We start from the raw sequence: 21,342 nt of genomic DNA, 5'->3' as shown, positions 1-21,342 counted from the left end.
ATGCATGCCGAACCTTTGATCGACGCGTTGCACGGCGGTGCAGATATCCCGGTCGGGAACGTGCCGGACGTATTGCCGCATCGCGGCACGATGCTGCTGCTCGATGCGATCGAGCGCTGCTCGGAAACCGGCATCGAAGTGAGCGCGACCGTGCGCCGCGATGCGTGGTATGCCGACGGCAGCGGGGCGATGCCGGCGTGGATCGGCATCGAGCTGATGGCGCAGGCGATCGCCGCGCACGTCGGCCTGCTCGTGGCACATGCGGGCGGCCGCGCGAAGCCGGGCGTGCTGCTCGGGGCCAACCGCTATGTCGCGCATCGCACGACGTTCGGAGCGGACACGGTGCTGCGCATCGTCGCGCGGGAACTGCTGCGCGGCGACGAGGGGCATGGCGCATACGAATGCGCGATTCATGCCGAAGGTCAGTGTTGCGCGGAAGCCGTCGTCAAGGTGTACCAACCGAACGATTTCCAATCTTTTATCGAAGGGAGCTTCAATTCATGACTCGGCGAGTTCTCGTGACAGGGGCGAGCCGCGGCATCGGCCGCGCCGTGGCGCTGCGCGTGGCGTCCGACGGCTTCGCCGTGACGGTTCATTGCCGCACCGGGCGCGAGGCAGCGGAAGCGGTCGCCGCGACGATTCGCGCGCAGGGCGGCACGGCCAGCGTGTTGCAGTTCGACGTGCGCGATCGTGCGGCGTGCCGGCGTGAGCTGGAGGCCGACGTCGAAGCGAACGGCGCGTACTACGGGATCGTCTGCAACGCAGGCGTGACGCGGGACGGTGCATTTCCGGCGTTGTCCGAAGAGGACTGGGACGTCGTGATCGAAACCGGGCTGGACGGGTTCTACAACATCGTTCATCCGCTGACCATGCCGATGGTGCGCCTGCGGAGCGGCGGACGCATCGTGACGATCGCGTCCGTGTCGGGCGTGATGGGCAATCGCGGCCAGGTCAACTACAGCGCCGCGAAGGCGGGCCTGATCGGCGCGACCAAGGCGCTGGCGGTCGAACTGGCATCGCGCAAGATCACGGTCAATTGCGTTGCTCCGGGGCTGGTTGACACCGGCATGCTCGACGACGTGCCGCTCGAGCAGGCATTGAAGACGGTGCCGATGGGCCGCGTCGGTCAACCCGACGAAGTCGCGGCGGTAGTCGGCTTCCTGATGTCGGACGCGGCGACCTACGTCACCCGGCAGGTAATCGGCGTCAACGGCGGGATGGTGTGATGAAGCGAGTGGTCGTGACGGGGATGGGTGGCGTGACCGCCTTCGGCCAAAGCTGGCCGGAAATCGAGGCGCGCTTGCGCGACGGGCGCAATGCGGTACGGCGCATGCCGGAATGGGATTGCTACGAAGCGCTGCATACGCGGCTCGCGTGTCCGTTGCCGGCCTTCGAGTTGCCGGGCACGTATCCGCGCAAGAAGACGCGTTCGATGGGGCCGGTTTCGATGTACGCGGTGCGAGCGAGCGAGCTCGCACTGGCGGATGCGGGGCTGACCGACGATCCGTCGATCCGGGACGGCCGGATGGGCGTCGCGTATGGGTCGTCGTCGGGATCGGTCGAACCGATCCGGGCGTTCGGCACGATGATCGAGACGGGTTCGATGCGGGACGTCACATCGAACAGTTACGTGCAGATGATGCCGCACACGACGGCGGTCAACGTCAGTCTGTTCTGGGACCTGAAAGGCCGGATCGTGCCGACGTCGTCCGCGTGCGCGTCCGGCAGCCAGGCGATCGGCTATGCCTACGAGGCGATCGCGACGGGCAAGCAGACGCTGATGCTGGCGGGCGGCGCAGAAGAATTGTCGGGCCCGGCGGTGGCGGTGTTCGATACGTTGTACGCGACCAGCACGCGCAACGATAACGCGAACCTGACGCCGCGCCCGTTCGACGCCGATCGTGACGGCCTGGTTGTCGGCGAAGGTGCGGCGACGCTGGTGCTCGAGGAGTACGAGCACGCGATCGCACGCGGCGCGACGATCCATGCGGAGATCGTCGGCTTCGGCTGCAATTCCGACGGTGCACATATTACCCAGCCGACGGCCGAGACGATGGCGGTCGCCATGCATCTCGCGCTGGGTGACGCGGGGCTCGATGCCGATGCGATCGGCTACGTCAACGCGCACGGTACGTCGACCGATCGAGGCGATGTGGCGGAGAGTCACGCGACGGCGTCCGTGTTCGGGGAGCGTATGCCGATCAGCTCGCTGAAAAGCTATGTGGGTCATACATTGGGCGCATGCGGCGCGCTCGAGGCGTGGTGGACGATCGAGATGATGAAGCGCAACTGGTACGCACCGACGCTCAATCTCGAGACAGTCGATCCAGCCTGTGCACCGCTCGACTACATCGTCGGCGACGCGCGACGGATCGACGTGGAATTCGCGATGAGCAACAACTTCGCATTCGGCGGAATCAACACGTCGTTGATTTTCCGGCGGGTCGGCCGATGACGGCGCGCGTCGTCGTCACCGGGCTCGGCATCGTGTCGTGCCTCGGTAATTCGCTGGACGAAGTATCGGCCGCGTTGCGAGCCGGTCGCTCGGGTGTGAGTCACGTGAACGCGTGGCGCGAGCGCGGTTTTCGCAGCCAGGTCGCAGGGGTGGCGTCGGTCGCATCGGCGGCGCGGTTTTCGCGCAAGCACGAACGGTTCATGGGCGACACGGCGCGCTTTGCGGCGCATGCGGCTGCGTCGGCGCTCGACGATGCGGGCATCGATGCCGGGATGCTTCGTTCGCCGCGCGCGGGCGCGATCGTGGGGTCGGGCATCGGATCGATGGCCGATTACGACGATGCGATGACGATTGCGAAGCATCGCGGTATCGACAAGACGCCACCTTATGTCGTTCCGAAGGCGATGGGCAGCACGGCATCGGCATGCGTTGCGCAGTTGTTCGGCATCGAGGGCGTGTCGTACTCGCCGTCGTCCGCGTGCACGAGCGCGGCGCTCGCGATTGGGCAAGCGACGCAATTGATCCGGTCCGGTTGCCAGGACATCGTGCTTGCGGGCGGGAGCGAGGCGCTGCACGACAACATGACGTTGATGTTCGACGCGATGGGTGTGTTGTCCGGCAGTTTCAACAGTACGCCGGATCGCGCGTCGCGTCCGTATGCGCTTGGCCGCGACGGCTTCGTGATCGCATCCGGCGCAGGCATTCTCGTGCTCGAATCGCTCGAGCACGCGCGTGCGCGTGGTGCGCGAATTTACGCGGAGGTCGCCGGGTTCGGCCAATGCACGGACAGCGCCGGCATGGCGACGCCTCACGCGGCGGGGATCGCGCGGGCGATGCGCGGCGCGCTGGACAGCGGCGGACGGCGTGTGGACTACGTCAATACGCACGCGCCATCGACGCCGCTCGGAGACATCGAGGAACTGAAGGCGCTCATCGACGTATTTCGGGGCGACGTTCCGGCGTTCTCGTCGACGAAAGGCATGACGGGGCATCCGCTCGGCGCGAGCGGGGCGCATGAAGCGATCTATACGATCCTGATGATGCGCGACGGTTTTGTCGCGGGCACGGCCGTCGGCCACGAGCCCGACCCGGCAATCGCCGGCATGCCGCTCGTTCGCGACGCACGCGAATGGACAATCGAGCGGGCGCTGTCGGTTTCGTTCGGATTCGGCGGCAGCTGCGCAAGTGTGTTGTTGGACGCCTGGAAGGGCGATTGATGTGAACTTACTGAGCTGAGAGGACGATAACAATGAAGCACAAACGACATCTGGCCGGCATGTTGGTCGCGGCATCGTTGCTGACGGGGTGCGGCACCGTGGTCCGTTCGCTGCCTCTGCCGGCAGCGGCGACGGCATCGGACACGAGCGGCGTCGCAATCTATTTCGGTGCGCAGCCGCACCCGGACGTCAAGACCAGCATCGGTCCGCGTTCGGAATCGGTCCGTGTGTCGCGCGGGACGCAAGCGGAACAGCCGACGTGCGACCAGGCGTTGGCCGAAGCGCTGAACCGTCTGCGCGTCTATGCGAAGAATCATGGCGGGAATGCGGTCATCAACGTGACGACACGTTTCCATGACAAGCGCTCAAATTCGACGAGCGAATATACGTGCGGCGTGAGCGGCAGTGCCGGTGCGATCGCCGTGTCGGGCGACGTCGTGCAGCTGAACGCGCAATAACGGGAGCGCACGTGAAATATCGCATTGCACTGGCGCTGTTTGGCGCGATGTTCGCGGTCTCGGTTGCACACGCACGGGACACGATCAACGATTATCCGATCGAAAGCGCATTGAAGAGCGAGGAAGGCAAGCTCGACAATGGCATCGCGCTCTATTTCGGCGATCAGGCGCATCCGCGTGTCATCAAGTCGTACGGTTCGTTCGCGACCAACAAGAAGACCAATTCGGTCGGCAAGAGCGATGAGGCCGCGTGCCAGCATGTATTCCTGTCGGCCGTGATCGAACTTCAGGCGCGCGCGCGAAAGGAGGGCGGCAATGCCGTCATCGGCATCAAGAGCAATTACCGCAACGTGTTGCGATCCAGCGCGACCGAGTTCACGTGCGGTGCCGGTGCGATCGTGGCCGGGGCAGCACTGACCGGCGAGGTCGTGACGTTGAAGCCGTAATCGCCACGCGTCGGGAAGGGGCCGCCAAACGGCGGCCTTGTTCGCTCAGGCAGGTTTGCGTGCAGCGACGTTGACGAGCGTCTCGCGGCGCTTGCCGGGCTTCGGTGCATACAGGCCGATGCGCTCGAGCAGGCCGAAGTCTTTCGCGCGGCTCCACCACAGGTAGGGAAACGACACGTTGCACGGTTCGAACGCAAACCCGGCGTGGCGGAGCATCGCAAGGTAGCCGTCGGCGCTTTTCTGAACCTGCATCGGGTGACGGAACAGCAGACGGATCACCCATGACTTGATGTACGCATCGGTCGATTCGGCGAACAGCAGCAGCCCGCCGGGTTTCAGCACACGGCGAAAGTCGGCCAGTGCATGTTCCTGATCGACGAGATGGTGAAAGGTCTGATGGCAGAACACGATGTCGACGCTCGAATCGGCAAGCGGAATCTGCGTGCAGTCGGCGTGATGCAGTTCGACGGGCGTTGCGCAGCGATGCGCCTCTTCCGACGCATGCTCGAGCGAGTCATCGTGGCAATCGATACCGATGATCTTGCCGGGCGAGAACGCTTCACTCAGCAGGCGGAACGATTTACCCTGACCGCAGCCCGCATCGAGGATGACGGGCGCCGTCGGCAGCGGCGTCGCGACAAGCCGCTTCAGATCGTCGATGGCCACCCTGAGCACGTGATGTTCCCAGGTATGCGTGCGAAGAAACCAGATGCCGAATCGGGTTTCGGGAACATAGGCGGGAGCGTGCGTGCGGTAGGACGTCATGGGCCTCTCGTCGGAATCTTGGATTTGTTGAGCGCCTATTGTAATTTGCAACGTCAAATCGTGGCGTGAGAAACGTAAGATACCCAATCAATCGAAGTGAATTGGCAAGCATGAGTGAAATGAAATCGAATTCGATCGACGTCGCGATCATCGGGGCAGGGCCGTCCGGTGCAGTCGCAGCCGCGCTGCTGCGCAAGGCTGGCCGCTCGGTGCTGGTGCTCGAACGGCAGCATTTTCCGCGCTTTTCGATCGGGGAAAGCCTGTTGCCCCAGAGCATGCGGTATCTCGAAGAAGCGGGCATGTTGCAGGCAGTCGTCGAGGCCGGCTTCCAGTTCAAGAACGGCGCGTATTTCGTTTATCGCGACAGGATGTCGTCATTCGATTTCCGCGAGAAGTTTTCCGAGGGCTGGGGAACGGCGTATCAGGTTGAACGCGCAACGTTCGACGATCTGCTGATTCGGTGTGCGGCCGAACAGGGCGCGGACGTGCGATTTGGCCATACCGTACGCGCTTTCGAGCCCGGCGATACGCCGCGGCTCGACGTCGTCGACGAGGCAGGCCAAGAATATTCCGTTCAAGCGTCGTTCGTACTCGATGCGAGCGGGTTCGGTCGTGTGTTGCCGCGCTTGCTGGGGCTCGAGGCGCCCACCGGCCTGCCGACACGCGCGGCCATCTTTTCGCACGTCGAAGATGGCTTGCCTGCCGGATCGACCGATCGAGACAAGATCTGCATTGCTGTCCATCCGGCGCGACGCGATGTGTGGTTCTGGATGATTCCGCTGACGAACGGACGTTCGTCGGTCGGGTGTGTGGCCGATGCCGGATTTCTGGACGTGCCGGAAGCGCAGAAGGAATCGCTGTTGCGCGAATTGCTGCAGAGCGAGCCGACACTGTCGCGGCTGGTCGGCAGCAAGCCCTTCGTGATGCCGGTGCGTCGCATTTCAGGCTATGCGTCGAATGTCGAGTCGCTGCACGGCCGCGGCTATGCATTGCTCGGTAACGCGGGCGAATTTCTCGATCCGATCTTCTCGTCGGGCGTGACGATCGCGCTGCGGTCCGCGCATCTGGCGGTTGCCGTGCTCGAACGGCAGTTGCGCGGTGAGACCGTCGACTGGACGCGCGATTACGACGTCGCGTTGCGCAAGGGCATCGACACCTTCCGCGCCTTCGTCGAGCGTTGGTATTCAGGGACGCTGCAAGACATCGTGTTTCATGAAGACAAGGCATCCGACGTGAAGCGCATGGTCTGCTCGATCCTGGCCGGCTACGCATGGGACGAGTCGAATCCGTTTGTGCGGGAACCGGCGCGCGGCCTCGACGTGCTCGCCGAATTCTGCCGTTCCGGCGGCCTCGGCTGATTCACCTAAGCCGCATGTGCGATACGGGAAGCCCGGACGTCGTGAGACGTCCGGGCTTCCCGTTTCACCTGTCAGCCGAGCGGGCGGGGGCGCGCTGGCCGCCTGGCTGTCCGATCAGCTCCCCTGCAGCCGGATATCGCGCGACGACGCGCCCACATACACCGTCCCGCCCGGCACGACCTTCCATCCGTTGCGTGACGTGTCCCACACGCTCTGCATCCGCGGCGAGACGGTCACGCGTACATGCCGTGCTTCACCCGGGTTCAGCCGGATCTTTTCCCAGCCGACCAGCCGCTTTGGCGGTTCGTCCTTGTACGGCACGCCGAGATAGACCTGCGGCGTTTCCGCACCGGCGACGCGGCCGTCGTTGCGCACGGTAAACGCGACGCTCAGCGAACCGTCCCGTTGCCGCGACACCGACAGGCCCGAATACGCGAAGTGCGTGTACGACAGCCCGTAGCCGAATTCGAACATCGGCTTGATGTTGCGCGCGTCGTACCAGCGGTAGCCCATGTTCAGCTTCTCCGCATAGACCGGATCGTTCTCGAACGCGCCGTTTTGCCCCCACGCCGGCGAATCCTGGTCGCGCGCCGGGAACGTGACGGGCAGCTTGCCGGACGGATTGACCGCGCCGAACAGCACGTTCGCGATGGCCTTGCCGCCGCCTTCGCCGGGATACCACGCCTCGACGATCGCCGACACGTTGTCCTTCCACGGCATCAGCACCGGATTGCCGCTCTGGACGACGACGATCGTATGCGGATTCGCACGCGCGACCGCTTCGACGAGTGCATCCTGGTTCGACGGATTCGCGAGGCTCAGGCTTTGCAGATCACCGAAATCCTCGCCGGCCGGCTGCGCGACCACGACGATCGCGACATCCGAGCGGCCCGCGAGTGCCGCGGCCTGGTCGATTTCCTGCTGCGTGTACGCGCGGAACGGCGACTGCTGATCGCTGTTGCCCGCGAACGTGACCTGTGCCGCCGGCGCGAGCGCGCGGATCGCCGCGACGATCGGCACGTCGACCTTGAGCCACGGATTGCGCCACCAGCTGCAGCCCGTCGACGACCCGAACGTCAGCCCGCCGCAGCCCGCGAACGAACCCGTGACCGGATCGCGTGTGTTGCCCGAGCCGCCGCCCGACAGCACGGCCGCGTCGGCGTGGCCGCCGATCACGGCGATACGCGACAATGCCGCGGCCGCCAGCGGCAACTGGTTTCCGTCGTTCTTCAGCAGTACGATCGACTGCTCGGCGACCCCCTGTGCGAACCGATTCGCCGCCGAGAAATCGATCGTGCCGCCGCCCTTGGCCGGATCGTCCATCACGCCGACGCGAATCATCACGGCCAGCTTGCGGCGCACCATGTCGTCGAGGCGCGCGGTCGACACCGAGCCGTTCGCGATCGCCTGCTTGACGGCGGCCGGCGTCAAGTAGACCGACGGCCCGACGTCCTCTTCCTCGTCGAGCCCGGCGTTGATCGCGGCGGCCGTGCTGTGCGTCGCGCCCCAGTCGGATTGCACCTGACCCTGGAAGCCCCATTCGTTCTTCAGCACGTCGTTGAGCAGGTGATTGTTCTCGCACGCATACGTGCCGTTCAGGCGGTTGTAGCTGCACATCACGCTGCCAGGCTACCCGCGTTTCGCGGCGATCTCGAACGGCAGCAGGTAGAGCTCGCGCAGCGTGCGCTCGTCGATCTGCGTGTTGCCGCCCATCCGGCCATGCTCCTGTTCGTTGCCGGCATAGTGCTTGATGGTCGCGATGACCTTCTGCCGCTGCGTCGCGAGTGTGCGCTCCGCGAGCAGGTCGCCGGCGAGCAACGGATCCTCGCCGAGATACTCGAACAGGCGGCCGCCGCGCGGTTCGCGAGCGAGATTGGTGCCGCCGGCGAGGCCCATGCCGAACCCTTGCGCGCGCAACTGGATCGCGACCTGCTTGCCGAAGTCGTACGACAGGCGGCGATCCCAGCTCGCGGCGACGGCGATCGTCGCGGGAAACGTCGTACTGGCCTGCGATGTGCTGCCGGAACCGGTCGCCGAGTCGACCATGTTGAGATCGGGAATGCCGAGCCGCGGCACACCCTGGATGTAGCCGGCTCCGCCGCCCGGCACCTTAGACATTTCGTATTGCGAATGGATAAACTGAAGTTTCTCGTCGAGCGTCATCTTGCGCACGAGGAGGTCGGCGCGTCGTTGCACGGCGGAAGATGCGAACGCGTCGGCAGCGTCGCCCGGTGCATTGAAATCGGCGTTGCCCGCGTAAGCGGTGGTGCAGAGGGTCGCTGCCAGCACGGCGGCCGGCCAGAGTGTGTCCCGCATGTTGCTCTCCATGATCGTATTGCCGGTTGTTCGAGTGATGTCTGGAGCTGCGCACGCCCGGTGGATTCGCACCGGACGCATTCGGCTGGCGATGCAGGGTGATTGCGCGTCGGCATGCCAGGCCTGGCGGGGAATCGTTACGGCCGGTTGGGCCCGATCGAATAACGCGGACGGCGACGCGGACCGTCCGACGCTGCCGAATCGGATGTAGCGATTCTCTGCAGCGACCAATCGTACGAATGTAGTTTGACTACAGTATCGGTATTTCTACCGATACGTATGATCTTTTTTCGAGATGGTCGCGCGGTGTGGGGAAAAGGCAGTAAGCGTTCCTGATTGTGCGTATGCAGCAGGGTAAGAAGTACCTGCGCGCGAGCGTTTCGAAGGGGGAAGCGGAGAGGCGTGTGCCCGTGCGACGCCACTCGTTGCGTGCGCATCGAACGCGGCACCGCGGGGATCCGGCCGCTTCGGCGAAATCGAGGCGGCCCGTCCGGACTCGCTAGCCGCGTCGCGCGATGGGACTGCCGGGCAGCGGTATCCCAGCGCGATAGACGACGGTTGCAAGCGCCGCGGCGACGGCAGCCTCGGCCGTCAGCACGGCGGCGGCGGCGCCCAGTTCGGCGAAGTACTTCGCGAGCACCGGCACGAGCACGATGTTCAGAATGCCCGATGACATGAGCACGCGCGTGAATTCGGACTTCATCCCGAGCGGCAGCATCGTCTGCACACCGAAGAGGTCAGTCATCCCGGCCATGAAGGGAATGAAGGCCATCCACCGCAGAACCTGGACCGTGGGTTCGTACGAAGGCCCGTACAGGATGCGCACGGCGAGCGGCGCGCCGAAGAAGATCGCGAGCGAGATGCCGAGCACCATCGCGACCTGCACGACGAACAGCTTGCGCAGGAAAGAAAACGCGTCGTTTCGCGCATGCCGCATCAGATAACTGATACGTGGATAGGTGGCGGCCTTCAGCGGCTGGAGCATGCTGAGCGCCGCGCGAATCAGCTTGTCGCCGGCGGCGAAATAGCCTGCCGCGACGTTGCCCGACACAAAGCCGAGCAGCACGGTGTTGGTCGACGCATAGAACGCGATCGACGTCGATGCGAGGAACACCTGCCAGCCGCCTTTCAGCGATTCGGCGATGTCGGCGAAACCGACGCGAACGAAGTCGATTTCGCGCTGGGCATACAGATAGACGGCCAGCACGAGCGCGGACAGCGTCGGGACGGCGGCGTTGACGATCATCGCGCGATCGATGTCCGCCGGGCTGTGCACGAGCGCGAACATCGCGGGCAGGCTCAGGATGCGGCCGACGAACAGGATCACGCTCAGCGCGCGCAACTTCTCCATGCCCTGGAAATACCAGCCTGGCGTGAACGCCACGCCGGCCACCATTCCGAAGCCGATCAGCAGCAGGTCGCGGTCCTCGCCGAAGCGGCCGACGAGGACGATCAGCCCGATCAGCACGACGAAACAGATCACCGCGATGCCGATCTGCGCATACAGCGTCGCCCAGAAGATGCGGGAGCGTTCGGCGCGGTCGTCGCGGGCGAGCGCGATGCGCGGCGTGGCGGTCAGGTCGAAGCTGTAGCTCGTGCAGTTAGTGAGATACGCGATGACCGCGAGCGAAAACGCGAGCTGCCCGTAGCCTTCCGGGCCCAGCGCATGCGTGAGCAACGGTGCGATCAGCAGCGGCACCGCATACATCGAAATCTGCAGCGTCAGCAGCAGCAGGAAATTCTTCTTGATGTTTGACATTCGCTTGGTCGGCGCCGTGGGTGTCGCTGGGCGGCGGCGCGCGTGCCGCCGTGCGCTCGCGCGGCCGGTCGGCGCTGACCCGGCTGCGTGGGTTCGCGGCCTGTTCCGGCTGGCGCCGGTTTCATCCGGCGATGCCGGACACGGCCACATCGTATGGCGGTCATGATACGGGCCGAGCGGGACGGCAGTGTTCGCGAGCCTACCTTTCGGGGATTCGGTGCGCATGTGCGGCGCGAATCGCGACAGCGCGCGCCTCGTTGTATCGCTGCAGTGATGAATGCATTTGTAAGCTGGCGCACCGAAGAACGTTCGGGCCGAGTGCTCTAATCGAACGACTGTTTGGGTTCGCGGCGGAAAGGCTTGACGACGACTCAGGCCGGCAACCTGCCGCAGCGGGACCGGGACAACGCATGGCGAAGGTCGAACGAGTCGCGCAGGGGCGCGGCGAAGGTCCGTTGCCTGAAGGCCGTGCGTTGTCGCGCAGTCACATGATCGTGGAGTGGCCGATTCCGGTGGAGCCGCCGGAACGCGTGTTCGCATCCGATAACAAATACCGATCCGAGGAGTACCGATTGAAGCCGATAACGTTCGGCAGCTGCGTGGGGTGGCTGCACGAAGGACAGACGACACAAGGCGTGATCCTGTGCGAATCGCTGGGTCACGAAGCTTCATGGACGCACAAGCTCATGCGGGCGATCGCTGAGCGGCTGGCCCGCGAGGGCGTCACGGTATTGCGATTCAGCTATCCGTGCACCGGCGACTCGGCGGGCGACGATCGCGATGCCGGTCGACATGCCGCGAGCATTGCCAGCATTCACGACGCGATCGACCTGCTGCGCGATCAGGCCGGTGTCACCGCGCTGACGCTTGTCGGGATCCGCGCGGGCGCGCTGTTCGCGATGCTGGCCGCCGCGGGTTTCGGCCCGCGCCCGGCGCCGCGTGTCGACGCACTGGTGGCGCTGGCGCCCGTGGTGCGCGGCCGCGCCTACCTGCGCGAGCTGTCGTTCGTGCATCGCCAGTGGCTCGATACCACGTCGCCCGCCATCCGCGTCGCGCATCGCGACGAACCGTGCATGAACGTACTGGGGCACCGCTTTCCCGGCGATTTCGTCGACGCGCTGAAGGCGGTCGATCTGTGCGACGTCGTGCGCGATGCGCCGACGTTGCCCGGCGCGATGTTGCTGATCCAGCCCGATCAGGGCGACGGGCCCGCATTGCGTGAAGCGTTGCTCGAGCGCGGCGTGGACGTGGCGAGCGATCCGTTCCGCGAATGGCCGACGACGATGCTGGACGGCACGCGCTCGCGCCTGCCGCTCGCGGCGATCGACACACTCGCGAACTGGATCGTCGCACGCGCGCCGGGTATGGCGACTGGCGTCGAGGCACCGTCGCGAACGAATCCGGCGTGGAATGGCGAATCGGCCGTCGCGCTCGACTTGCACGACATGACCGAGCAGGTCGTCGCGGTCGGTCCGGACCGGCTGGTCGGCGTGCTATGCCGTCCCGCCGACACGCGGCCGACGAATCCGGTGGGGCCGGCGGTCGTGATCGCGAACACGTCGACGAATCCGCGCAGTGGCGAAGGGCGCTTCAGCGTGCGTCTCGCGCGCACGCTGGCACGCGCCGGCGTGACGACGTTGCGGATCGACGTGCAGGGCGTCGGCGATAGCGGGCCCGCTGCGCTGGACGATCAGTCGGGCGTCGTGTATTCGGCGCAGTCGAGCGACGACGTGGCCGCTGCCGCGGACTGGCTGCGCGCGCTCGGTCACCCGGAGGTCGCCGCGGCCGGCATTTGTTCCGGCGCCTATGCCGCGTTGCATGCGGCCGTGAAGACGCCGTCGCTCGGCGGCGTGATCGCGATCAATCTCGCCCGCTTCGTGTGGCCGGCCGGGCTCTCGCTCGAGGTGGTGCAGAAGCAGCGGAACAACTCGGTGCGCGGCTACTGGCTGTCGGTGCGCGACTGGCAGAAGTGGAAGCGTCTCGTGCGCGAACGGCGCGACCTGCGGCCCATCGTGCGGGCCGTGGCCGCGAATGCGATTGCGCGGGTCAGCGTGCCGGTGAAGGAACTCGCCGCGCGCGTCGGCTGGAAGCCGGGCATCGGCACGCCACGCGGCGTGATGCACGAGCTTGCGCGGCGCGACGTATGGACGACGCTGGTATACGGCGCGCTCGATCCCGGCATCGACGATGTCCGGCGTCACTTCGGTGCAATCGAGTGTGCGTTCCGGCGCTCGCGTCACGTGCGTCTGCACCTCGAGCCGCAGGTCGACCATGCGGTGTACGGCGCGGTCGGCACGGACATCGTGATCGATCTATGCATGCAGGCGCTGGGCCGCGACGCGGCCCGACCGGTCGCGCGCATCGCCGATCCGGCCATACCCGAAGCGGCCGCGCGATCGTACGCGAGCGTGTCGGTCGGCCGGTCGTGATGCGTGCCGCGTCGTGCGCGTTGGGGTGCGATCCCCGTTACATATGAAGATCGGCGTTCGGTGGGGTCCCTCACAGACGCGCCGTTCGCCGTGGTGTCCAATCCCGTATCGGCGCATCGCCGGTCACGCCGCGACATGACCGGCCGGGATGCGTCAGTCCGGAACACCCGGTTGCTCATAGGGCGACTTCGCGTAGGGCGACTCGTACAACCTGTCGCTGCGCCATACGTCGTCGGCGGGTGCAACGGCCAAGTGCGAGCGATGCGGCCGCCCCGGCACGAGCGGCCGGCGCAGCATGCCACGGGCGCGCGTGTCGGGCTGGACGGCGGCGCTGGCGGCGGGACGCGCGAAGGCGGGCGTCGCGACCCCGGAGGCGGTTGCCGCGGGATCGGCGGCGTCGTTTGTCGCGGCGGCTTGCGCCGAACGTTGCAGCGGTGCCGGCGAAAGCACCGCCGACGATGCGAGCGCCGGCGCGTCGGCCGGGACGGCGGGCAACGTCTGCGCATTGACGGCGCAGGCAAAGCCGACCGAGACGATGCAGACGAGTGACGAAAGCGACGAAGAGCAGTTCATGACGAATCGTACGGAATGACGTGCGGTGTAGAGGGAGGTGCGGCACCGCGATGCGAGCCGCGCCGGCAAGCGTAATGCCGGAATTCGCCGCGTTCGGCGGGTTACCACACAGTTTTGGAAGGGCACGATGTCAATCACCACGCAACCCGAATCGACGCCAGGGACGCCGCGGCCATGCATGGGCGGTACCCGTCGCGCACCGTGGCTGTCGCGTATGGCGATCGTGGCGGCCGCGTGCGCGCTGAGCGCATGCGTGCTGTCGCCGGGCATGACGTACCGGGCGCCTGCCGACCGTGACGCGAACGCGCGCGTGAGCGCCGATGCGTCGGGCTCGGGCGGCCTCGACGGCGTGCAGAACGTGTCGAGCGAGGAGCTGATCGAAATCACGCCGGCATTCGTCGCGCAGCAGCACGCGGGCCGGCCGGCCGATGTCGACGCGGAAATCCGTCAACTGTTCGGCAAGCCGAAGCCGTACGCGATCGGCCCCGGCGACGTGCTCGGCATCGTCGTGTGGGATCACCCCGAGTTGAATCTGCCGACGACGCAGACGACGGGGAGCGGCGACGGTGTCGGCGCCAGTTCGGTTGCGACCGGTTACACGGTCGACGCCAACGGCAACGTGCAGTTCGCGTACGCGGGCCTCGTGCACGTGGCGGGGTTGACCGAGGCGCAGGCGCGCGCGCTGCTGACGAAGCGGCTCGGCGAATACGTGCGCAAGCCGCAGATCGCGCTGCGCGTGCAGACCTATCGCAGCAAGCGTGTCTATCTCGATGGCGAGGTGCGCACGCCGGGTCTGCAGATCGTCAACGACATGCCGATGACGCTGCCCGAAGCGATCGACCGCGCGGGCGGCTTCACGCCGACGGCCGACCGCTCGCAGGTCTCGGTCACGCGCGGCGACAGGACCGTGAACGTGAGCCTGCCCGCGCTGATCGCCGCGGGCGTGAACCCGTCGAACATCCTGCTGCGCGACGGCGATCTCGTGCGTGTGCGCGCGGCGAGCGACGCGAAGGTGTTCGTGCTCGGCGAGGTGTCGCGGCCCGCGACGCTGACGCTGACCGACGGCCGGATGAGCCTCGGCGAAGCGCTCGGCGACACGGGCGGCGCGAGCCAGTACACGTCGGACGCGCGCCAGGTGTTCGTCGTGCGTCGTGGCCCGGACAACCGTCCGCGGGTGTACCACCTCGACGGCAGCTCGCCCGCGTCGTTCGCGCTGGCCGACCAGTTTCCGCTCGAGCGTCGCGACGTCGTGTTCGTCGATGCGTCGTCGCTGGTGCGCTGGAGCCGCGTCGTCAACCTGTTGATTCCGTCGTCCGCGCAGGGCGCGCTGACGGCCAAGGCGATTTCGCCGTGACCCTCGTGACCCATTTCGTCATCGCGACCGCGCGTCGCGCCTACGGGACTGATGCCGTATGACTTCTTCGACCCTGCCCGACCCGCACGGCGGGCCCGCCCTGCGGCCGTCCTATCCGGTGCGCCGCTACTGGAGCATGCTGTACGGCGGCCGGCGCCTGATCCTTTGCACGGCGCTCGCGGGCGCGCTCATCGGCGCCGTGTATGCGCTGTGTGCGGCCCCCGTCTACCGGACCGACATCCTGTTCCAGGTCGAGCAAAGCCCGACCGACTCGAAATCGACGTCGCCCACAGGCGATCCGTCGTCGGTGTTCGACCTGAAGACGGACGCGTCGACCGAGATCGAAGTGCTGAAATCCCGCGCGGTGCTCGATCGCGCGATCGACAGCACCAATCTGGCCGTCGACGCACGGCCGCACTACCTGCCGCTGATCGGCTGGCGGCTCGTGAACGCGGCAGACGGCGTGTCGTCGCCGTTGCCGGGCGGCTATGTGTACGGCACCGAGCGCATCGACGTGCCGACCTTCGACGTGCCCAAGCGCCTGCTCGGCAAGCGGTTCGCACTGACCGTCGGCGACGACGGCGTCTACACGCTGCAGCGTACCGGCTGGTTCGGCCGAAGCGGCCCGGCATGGCAGGGGCGCATCGGGCAGCCGCTGCATGTCGAGACGCCGCAGGGGCCGCTCGACATCTTCGTGCGCGGCGTGGCCGGCAAGCCCGGCGCACGCTTCGACCTGACGCGCTACAGCGACGAGGAGGCGACGGCCTGGCTGCAGAAGAACGCGCTGATCTCGGAGCGCGGCAAGCAGTCGAACATGGTCGGCGTGACGCTCGACGGGACCGATCCCGTACACGACAGCCGTGTGCTGAACGCGATCGGCGACGCGTACCTGGCGCAGAACACGCAGCGCAAGTCCGAGGCGGCCGACAAGCTGATCCGCTTCATGGACGCCCAGTTGCCGCAGCTCAAGGCGCAGCTCGAAAAGGCGGAAAGCCGCTTCAATGCATTCCGGGCCTCGCACGGGACGGTCAATACGAGCGACGAGGCGCTGGCGTTGCGCCAGCAGTCGGTCGATATCGAGACGCGCGTGCAGACGCTGCAGCAGCGGCGCGAGGAATTGCTGACGCGCTTCATGCCGAAGCATCCGGCCGTGGTGGCCGTCGATGCCCAGCTCTCCGACGCGCAGCGTTCGCTCGAGACGACACGCAAGCAGATTCAGCAACTGCCTACCGTCGAGCAGGGCGTGCTGCAGCTGCAGCGCGATGTGGCCGTCGACACTGCGCTGTACACGAACCTGCTCAATACGCGTCAGCAGATGATCCTCGCGCGGGCCAGCAAGACCGGCACCGTGCGGATCGTCGATACGGCGAAGGTCGCCGAGCAGCCGATCGGTCCGCATCGCGGGGTCGCCGTGATCGCCCTGTTGATGGTGGGCCTGCTGGCAGGCGCGGCGATCGTGATCGTCCGGCAGCGCATTGTCGGCACGATCGGCGATGCCGAGGAAATCGAATGGACGACCGGGCTGCCCGTGTTCGCGACCGTGCCGCACAGCCCGACCGCGGCGCAAGCGGAATTGCGTCCGAAGGCCGGACGGCGCGGCGCGCGCGCGCCGGTTCCGCCGGTGGCCGTGCAAGACGCGGCGCTCGAAAGCCTGCGCAATTTCCGCGCGGCGCTGCAACTGTCGATGCCGGGCGCGTCGAATCCCGTCGTGCTGATCTCAGGGCCGACCACGGGCGTCGGCAAATCGTTCGTCGCCGCGAATATTGCATCGCTCGTCGGCGCGGCGAAGCGACGAGTCCTGTTGATCGATGCCGATCTGCGCAAGGGATCGCTGCACGAGCGGTTCCGCTATAGCCGCGCACCGGGCCTGTCGGACGTGGTGGCAGGCACCCACAGGCTCGACGAGGCGATCAAGCGCGGCGTCGTGCCGGGTCTCGATTTCATCGCGATGGGCAGCGTCGTGCCCGATCCGGGCGAACTGCTGCTGCAGCCGGCACTCGCCGAACTGATCGAGCAGGTCGCATCGCGCTACGACATGGTCGTGATCGACGGGCCGCCGTTGCTGCCGGTGGCCGATGCGCTGGTGCTCGGCCGCCTCGCGGGAACCGTATTCCTCGTCGCGCGCAGCGGCGTGACGACGCTCGCCGAACTCGACGAAAGCGCGCGACGGCTCGAACACGCGCATATCGACGTGCGCGGTGTGGTCCTGAACGATTACAAGGGCGCGCCGGGACGGTACGACTACGGCTATACGGATACGAACACGCATCAGGCCGCGTCCGGATATGCCGGAGTGATCGCGCCGCGTCAACGGGTGGAACGGGTGTCATGAACCGGCGAGCAGGCGGCGCACGGGGCGAGCCACGACAGCGCCCGGCGACGATGCGCAGGATGGCGCGCGTGCGCGGTGGCGTGGGCGGTTATACGGGCTATTGGTGGGAGGATCCGGCGCGCCTCGTGCTGATGTTCATCCTGCCGTTGTACGGATTGCTGTCGCTCAGCCTGCTGGGTGACCAGAAGTCGATTGCGCGGATCTACTTCGACGGCTACTACGCGTTCGTCGGCGCGCTGTTCCTGATGGTGGTGATGGCGGCGTCATGGCTTGCGACGACCGAAGTGCGGACGCGACGCGGCCCGCCGCCAGCCGAGGTCGAACTGTCGCCTCGCGTGCTCGATTTCGTGTTCGCGCTTGCTCTGTTCGGCTACGCCTTGTTACTGAGCGGCATCGTCACGCATCCTGCACTGCTGGTCGCGTTCGTCCGCGGTGAAGCGAACGCATACGACATGCTCGATCTGAAAGGGCGCATCACGGGCCTCAGCACGTTCACGCAGGCGACCGCACCGTATGTTGTCCTGTATTTCTATGTGTTCAGGACACCGGTAAAGGGCTTGAATCGTTACAAGATCTACTTCGCCGTGCTCGCGGTGCTGACACTGCTGCGCAGCTTCATCTTCGCCGAGCGGCTCGCGCTGATCGAAATGGTGATGCCGCTTGCGCTCATGGTCGTGCGATTCCGCCTCGGCGGCAGGTATTCGCGGTTGTTGACGTTCGGCCCGTATGCGGCGATCCCGTTGCTGTTCGGGCTGTTCATCGCGAACGAGTACAACCGGTCGTGGGAAGCCTATTACGTCAACATCTACGACAACCTGTTCGATTTCGCGCTCGAACGTCTCGGCCTGTACTACTCGACGTCGTTGAACAACGGCGCGGGAATACTGAGTGTGCTGGGCTGGGACCAGGGCCACCCGATGTTTACGTTCGACTGGCTGCTGCGTTTTCCGATCATCGGCGCGACGTTGCAGCCGTGGCTCGACTCGGGAGACAGCATCAACCTGTTCCTGAACGGCTACGCCGATCCGGAGTTCAACAATCCGTCAGGGATTTTCGTTCACTTCTACGAGTGGGGCTGGTTCGGCTTGTTCGACGCGCTCGTGCTCGGCTGGGCGGTCGGCCGCAGTTATGCGGGCTGGCGGAGCGGGAACGGCTTCTGGTGCTGCGTACACGCGGTGCTGTTCGTGTCGGTCATGGAAGTCATGCGGACCCCGAACCTGTTCAGCGGGCGGAACTTCGTTCCGGTCGTACTGCTCATCGCCGTATTTCACCGGTTCGCCAAGCCTCGGGCGCGCGCGGCACCCGATGCCGCCGGCGCCGGACCAAATGGAGACGGAAGCAGGCGCGCCATCGCGCGCGGGAATCGCGCCGCGGACATCGATCCAGTGTTGTCGCGATAACAGCAAGGGTCGCGCGGTACGGGGCATGCGACCGCTTTATAGATTGCCGGGTCCCAAAACCAATATTTCCCGGAGCCGTTACTTTTCATGGCTACTCACAAGCAGAAGTTTGAAATTCTGGACGGATTGCGCGGTATTGCGGCAATCAGCGTGATGTTTATGCATTTCCTTCAGGATCTGCCGATTCCGATACTGCAGAGCGCGTATCTTTCGGTGGACGTTTTTTTCATGCTGAGTGGATTCATCCTGACGCACTCTTATGGCGAAAGATTGCGTCAGGAGTCGTGGTGGGGCGAGTATCTGAAGCGACGCGTGATACGCCTGTATCCGATGATATGCATCGGGCTCACGATCGGGTTCGCGAGCCTCGTCGTCATGCGTATCCACGCGTCGGCGGCGTTTTCGTTGGGTAACCTGGCGGCAGCCACCGGCCAGAACTATTTCCTCGTTCCGTATCTCGGTCGTTTCTTGGTGTCGGGCTTCGTCGGCGCTGCAAGTCACGGCCTGCCGGCAGTCGATGACCCGGGAGTGTTTCCTCTCAATCCGCCTGCATGGTCGCTGTTCTTCGAGCTGTTCGCGAGTGTCGTCCTGATCGCGGCGATCAGGACGAATGCGCGGAATCTGCTGCGACTGGCGTATGCATGTCTCGGCGCTTTCGTCGTGTATGGATGGCTCGTAGGCCTCGACAACGACAAACTGACCGTCATCCTGAATCAGGGTTGGTCGGCCGATAACTTCATCGGCGGGTTCTTCAGAGTCGGCTACGGATTCCTGCTAGGAGTGGCGATCGGGAAGATGCACGACGCCAGTCTCTCGGCCAGGCCCCACTGGTTTGTCGCCAGGCTCATCAAGAGCGATTACATGCTGTTTGTCGCTTTCCTGCTGGTTGTCGTGTTTCCGACGTCGATCAAGGGGATTTACGCGCTGGCCGTGCTATGGTTCGTCGCGCCTGCGCTGGTTTATCGGGGTGCCATGCTGGCTCCGAGCGGCAGGGTCATTGCCCGTATCAGTGCATTCCTCGGCTGGATCTCTTACCCGCTCTATTGTGTGCATTACCCGATCGGAAGGCTGGTGTTCGCGTATGCACCGCATGGCGACATCCACGTCGTCAGAACGGCGATGCTTGCGGCGTGCGTTTCGATCGTCTCCGCTGCCGTCCTCGCGAAATTCGTCGAGGAGCCGATCAGGTCGTATCTCGGCAAACGCCTGTTCGGAAATCGACGGGCCGCGGCCGGTAGCACGGTCAACGTCGCGTAATTGCGTCGATTTGCCGAGCATGCCGGCCGGTGGCGGCGCGACTACATGAAACTGCGAGTCTCGATCGGGGCGCGGGGAGGCGCATGAGAGAAGGGCGTGTCGATCGATCGCTTCCCGATGACGACACGCCGCGATCGACCTACAGCGACTCGAAGATCTCCTTCATCATCTCGGCACTTCGGCTCCAGCGATATTTCTCCGCGTGCAGGCTTCCCTTGCGTTTGAGCTCGGACCTGAGTTCGGCGGAATCGAGCAGGCTCCGTAACTTTTGTGCAATGTCGTCCTGCGAATACGGGTCGCAGTACAACGCCGCATCGGCGCAGACTTCCGGCAGTGCGGCCGATTTACCGACAACCACCGGACAGCCGTATCGCATCGCCTCGAGCGGCGGTATGCCGAAGCCTTCGTAGATCGACGGGTAAAGGAAGCACGCCGCATTCTGGTACAGCGCCTTCAGTTGCTCGTCGCTGATGTAGCCCACGTACTTGATGTTCGGCTCGGCTGCCGAGAGGTGATCCTGCTTGCCGAACACGGTGGCGTTCTGCATGCCGACGATGACGAGATCGACCGACGGATCGTTGATTTGCCGGAACGCCGCGATCAGCCGGCCGAAGTTCTTGGTGGGATTCATGCTGCTGACCGCGAGCACGAACCGGTCCGGCGTCAGCGCATGCTTGTCGAGCACGCTCGTGTCCGGTTCCAGGGCGTCGAGGTGATCCGCGCCGAGCGGCACGACGCTGATCTTCTCCGCGGAAACGCCGCAGTGATGCGCGAGGCGATCCCGCGAGAAACAGGAGTTGGTCAGCACGCAAACGGAGGTTCGCGCGAGGATCCAGAACATGATCCGGTACCACGCGCGAAACGCCCTGGAGAAATGCGCGGGCGTGTCGAACACCGCCGCGTCGTGCATGTAGATGATCTGGTTGCCGATGAAAATGGATGCCGAATTGCTGAGATTGACGATGCGGCCGCGGCGCGCGAATAACGGGAGAACCAGCTGCTCCCAGACCACGCCCTTGTAAAACCCCACCTTGACCGTCTTCGCGCCGCTTACCTCGACGCTCGGCTGCGGCGGCACCAGCACGGTCACCGGATCCTGCGGCTGAAACTTGATCAGTGCGGCGATCAGTTCGCGCGCGACGCGTTGCACGCCGGTTGTTTTCTGCGTCGTGAATCGGCCGTTGTAGACGAGTTGCTTCGATTTCTTGAAAGCGGTCATGTCG

The 21,342-nt window shown here is 65.3% G+C and carries 16 protein-coding genes and 1 pseudogene; 12 read left to right on the top strand and 5 right to left on the bottom strand.

Annotated features, from left to right (window positions below; all coding sequences use genetic code 11):
- From HWX25_RS03775 to HWX25_RS03750, 6 genes are read left to right on the top strand one after another with little or no spacing between them, the layout of a single operon-like run.
- A complete protein-coding gene (locus tag HWX25_RS03775) occupies window positions 1-504 on the top strand; it encodes a hotdog family protein (protein ID WP_175907205.1) in 504 nt (167 codons plus the stop codon).
- The gene (locus HWX25_RS03770; protein ID WP_175907203.1) at window positions 501-1,226 is read left to right on the top strand and encodes a 3-ketoacyl-ACP reductase FabG2; all 726 of its coding nucleotides are present in this window, start codon (window positions 501-503) and stop codon (window positions 1,224-1,226) included. Before HWX25_RS03775 ends, HWX25_RS03770 begins: the two co-directional genes overlap by 4 nt.
- Window positions 1,226-2,455: a beta-ketoacyl-ACP synthase gene (locus HWX25_RS03765; protein WP_059818949.1), complete on the top strand. Its 1,230-nt coding sequence runs from the start codon at window positions 1,226-1,228 to the stop codon at window positions 2,453-2,455. The genes HWX25_RS03770 and HWX25_RS03765 overlap by 1 nt, the downstream gene beginning before the upstream one ends.
- Entirely contained in the window at window positions 2,452-3,672 is a 1,221-nt protein-coding gene (locus HWX25_RS03760; RefSeq protein WP_175907201.1) for a beta-ketoacyl-[acyl-carrier-protein] synthase family protein, read from the top strand. Before HWX25_RS03765 ends, HWX25_RS03760 begins: the two co-directional genes overlap by 4 nt.
- A gap of 32 nt (window positions 3,673-3,704) precedes the next feature.
- Window positions 3,705-4,130: a hypothetical protein gene (locus HWX25_RS03755; RefSeq protein ID WP_059818951.1), complete on the top strand. Its 426-nt coding sequence runs from the start codon at window positions 3,705-3,707 to the stop codon at window positions 4,128-4,130.
- Between the two features lie 47 nt (window positions 4,131-4,177).
- Complete coding sequence (locus HWX25_RS03750; RefSeq protein WP_059819644.1) at window positions 4,178-4,576, top strand: hypothetical protein; 399 nt, start codon at window positions 4,178-4,180, stop codon at window positions 4,574-4,576.
- Window positions 4,577-4,621: 45 nt separating this feature from the next.
- Here the strand turns inward: HWX25_RS03750 and HWX25_RS03745 are convergent, their stop codons facing one another.
- Window positions 4,622-5,341, bottom strand: coding sequence for a class I SAM-dependent methyltransferase (locus tag HWX25_RS03745; RefSeq protein ID WP_175907199.1), 720 nt, complete (start codon window positions 5,339-5,341; stop codon window positions 4,622-4,624).
- 110 nt (window positions 5,342-5,451) lie between these two features.
- Between HWX25_RS03745 and HWX25_RS03740 the strand changes: the two genes are divergently transcribed.
- Window positions 5,452-6,699, top strand: coding sequence for an NAD(P)/FAD-dependent oxidoreductase (locus tag HWX25_RS03740; RefSeq protein WP_175907197.1), 1,248 nt, complete (start codon window positions 5,452-5,454; stop codon window positions 6,697-6,699).
- Window positions 6,700-6,813: 114 nt separating this feature from the next.
- On the opposite strand, the pseudogene HWX25_RS03735 reads toward HWX25_RS03740, so the two are convergent.
- Window positions 6,814-9,015: pseudogene (locus tag HWX25_RS03735) on the bottom strand (glycoside hydrolase family 3 C-terminal domain-containing protein).
- Window positions 9,016-9,514: 499 nt separating this feature from the next.
- Complete coding sequence (locus HWX25_RS03730) at window positions 9,515-10,774, bottom strand: oligosaccharide flippase family protein (RefSeq protein ID WP_175907195.1); 1,260 nt, start codon at window positions 10,772-10,774, stop codon at window positions 9,515-9,517.
- A gap of 572 nt (window positions 10,775-11,346) precedes the next feature.
- Between HWX25_RS03730 and HWX25_RS03725 the strand changes: the two genes are divergently transcribed.
- Window positions 11,347-13,203, top strand: coding sequence for an alpha/beta hydrolase (locus HWX25_RS03725; RefSeq protein WP_175907194.1), 1,857 nt, complete (start codon window positions 11,347-11,349; stop codon window positions 13,201-13,203).
- A 153-nt stretch (window positions 13,204-13,356) separates the two neighbouring features.
- On the opposite strand, the gene HWX25_RS03720 is transcribed toward HWX25_RS03725, so the two are convergent.
- Entirely contained in the window at window positions 13,357-13,776 is a 420-nt protein-coding gene (locus tag HWX25_RS03720; RefSeq protein ID WP_175907192.1) for a hypothetical protein, read from the bottom strand.
- A gap of 127 nt (window positions 13,777-13,903) precedes the next feature.
- On the opposite strand from HWX25_RS03720, the gene HWX25_RS03715 reads away from it, so the two are divergent.
- From HWX25_RS03715 to HWX25_RS03700, 4 genes are all read left to right on the top strand, one after another.
- Window positions 13,904-15,130, top strand: a complete 1,227-nt coding sequence (locus HWX25_RS03715) for a polysaccharide biosynthesis/export family protein (RefSeq protein WP_175907190.1) — start codon at window positions 13,904-13,906, stop codon at window positions 15,128-15,130.
- A gap of 58 nt (window positions 15,131-15,188) precedes the next feature.
- Window positions 15,189-17,462, top strand: coding sequence for a polysaccharide biosynthesis tyrosine autokinase (locus tag HWX25_RS03710; protein ID WP_175907189.1), 2,274 nt, complete (start codon window positions 15,189-15,191; stop codon window positions 17,460-17,462).
- Window positions 17,459-18,862: an oligosaccharide repeat unit polymerase gene (locus tag HWX25_RS03705; protein WP_175907187.1), complete on the top strand. Its 1,404-nt coding sequence runs from the start codon at window positions 17,459-17,461 to the stop codon at window positions 18,860-18,862. Before HWX25_RS03710 ends, HWX25_RS03705 begins: the two co-directional genes overlap by 4 nt.
- Before the next feature lie 87 nt (window positions 18,863-18,949).
- A complete protein-coding gene (locus HWX25_RS03700; protein WP_175907185.1) occupies window positions 18,950-20,119 on the top strand; it encodes an acyltransferase in 1,170 nt (389 codons plus the stop codon).
- Between the two features lie 139 nt (window positions 20,120-20,258).
- Here HWX25_RS03700 and HWX25_RS03695 read toward each other — a convergent pair whose 3' ends face one another.
- Complete coding sequence (locus tag HWX25_RS03695) at window positions 20,259-21,338, bottom strand: glycosyltransferase family 1 protein (RefSeq protein ID WP_175907183.1); 1,080 nt, start codon at window positions 21,336-21,338, stop codon at window positions 20,259-20,261.
- Window positions 21,339-21,342: the final 4 nt, after the last annotated feature.

The organism is Burkholderia sp. BCC1640 (genome assembly GCF_902833125.1).
In the GTDB taxonomy this organism is placed as follows: domain Bacteria; phylum Pseudomonadota; class Gammaproteobacteria; order Burkholderiales; family Burkholderiaceae; genus Burkholderia; species Burkholderia diffusa.
The sequence above is the reverse complement of the archived record's forward strand: the minus strand, read 5'-3'. Positions and strand labels throughout refer to the sequence as shown.

Excerpts from the sequence above, each read along its gene's own strand:
- HWX25_RS03775 (WP_175907205.1), top strand. The coding sequence starts at position 1 with ATGCATGCCGAACCTTTGATCGACGCGTTGCACGGCGGTGCAGATATC.
- HWX25_RS03770 (WP_175907203.1), top strand. The coding sequence starts at position 501 with ATGACTCGGCGAGTTCTCGTGACAGGGGCGAGCCGCGGCATCGGCCGC.
- HWX25_RS03765 (WP_059818949.1), top strand. The coding sequence starts at position 1,226 with ATGAAGCGAGTGGTCGTGACGGGGATGGGTGGCGTGACCGCCTTCGGC.
- HWX25_RS03760 (WP_175907201.1), top strand. The coding sequence starts at position 2,452 with ATGACGGCGCGCGTCGTCGTCACCGGGCTCGGCATCGTGTCGTGCCTC.
- HWX25_RS03755 (WP_059818951.1), top strand. The coding sequence starts at position 3,705 with ATGAAGCACAAACGACATCTGGCCGGCATGTTGGTCGCGGCATCGTTG.
- HWX25_RS03750 (WP_059819644.1), top strand. The coding sequence starts at position 4,178 with ATGTTCGCGGTCTCGGTTGCACACGCACGGGACACGATCAACGATTAT.
- HWX25_RS03745 (WP_175907199.1), bottom strand. The coding sequence starts at position 5,341 with ATGACGTCCTACCGCACGCACGCTCCCGCCTATGTTCCCGAAACCCGA.
- HWX25_RS03740 (WP_175907197.1), top strand. The coding sequence starts at position 5,452 with ATGAGTGAAATGAAATCGAATTCGATCGACGTCGCGATCATCGGGGCA.
- HWX25_RS03730 (WP_175907195.1), bottom strand. The coding sequence starts at position 10,774 with ATGTCAAACATCAAGAAGAATTTCCTGCTGCTGCTGACGCTGCAGATT.
- HWX25_RS03720 (WP_175907192.1), bottom strand. The coding sequence starts at position 13,776 with ATGAACTGCTCTTCGTCGCTTTCGTCACTCGTCTGCATCGTCTCGGTC.
- HWX25_RS03715 (WP_175907190.1), top strand. The coding sequence starts at position 13,904 with ATGTCAATCACCACGCAACCCGAATCGACGCCAGGGACGCCGCGGCCA.
- HWX25_RS03710 (WP_175907189.1), top strand. The coding sequence starts at position 15,189 with ATGACTTCTTCGACCCTGCCCGACCCGCACGGCGGGCCCGCCCTGCGG.
- HWX25_RS03705 (WP_175907187.1), top strand. The coding sequence starts at position 17,459 with ATGAACCGGCGAGCAGGCGGCGCACGGGGCGAGCCACGACAGCGCCCG.
- HWX25_RS03700 (WP_175907185.1), top strand. The coding sequence starts at position 18,950 with ATGGCTACTCACAAGCAGAAGTTTGAAATTCTGGACGGATTGCGCGGT.
- HWX25_RS03695 (WP_175907183.1), bottom strand. The coding sequence starts at position 21,338 with ATGACCGCTTTCAAGAAATCGAAGCAACTCGTCTACAACGGCCGATTC.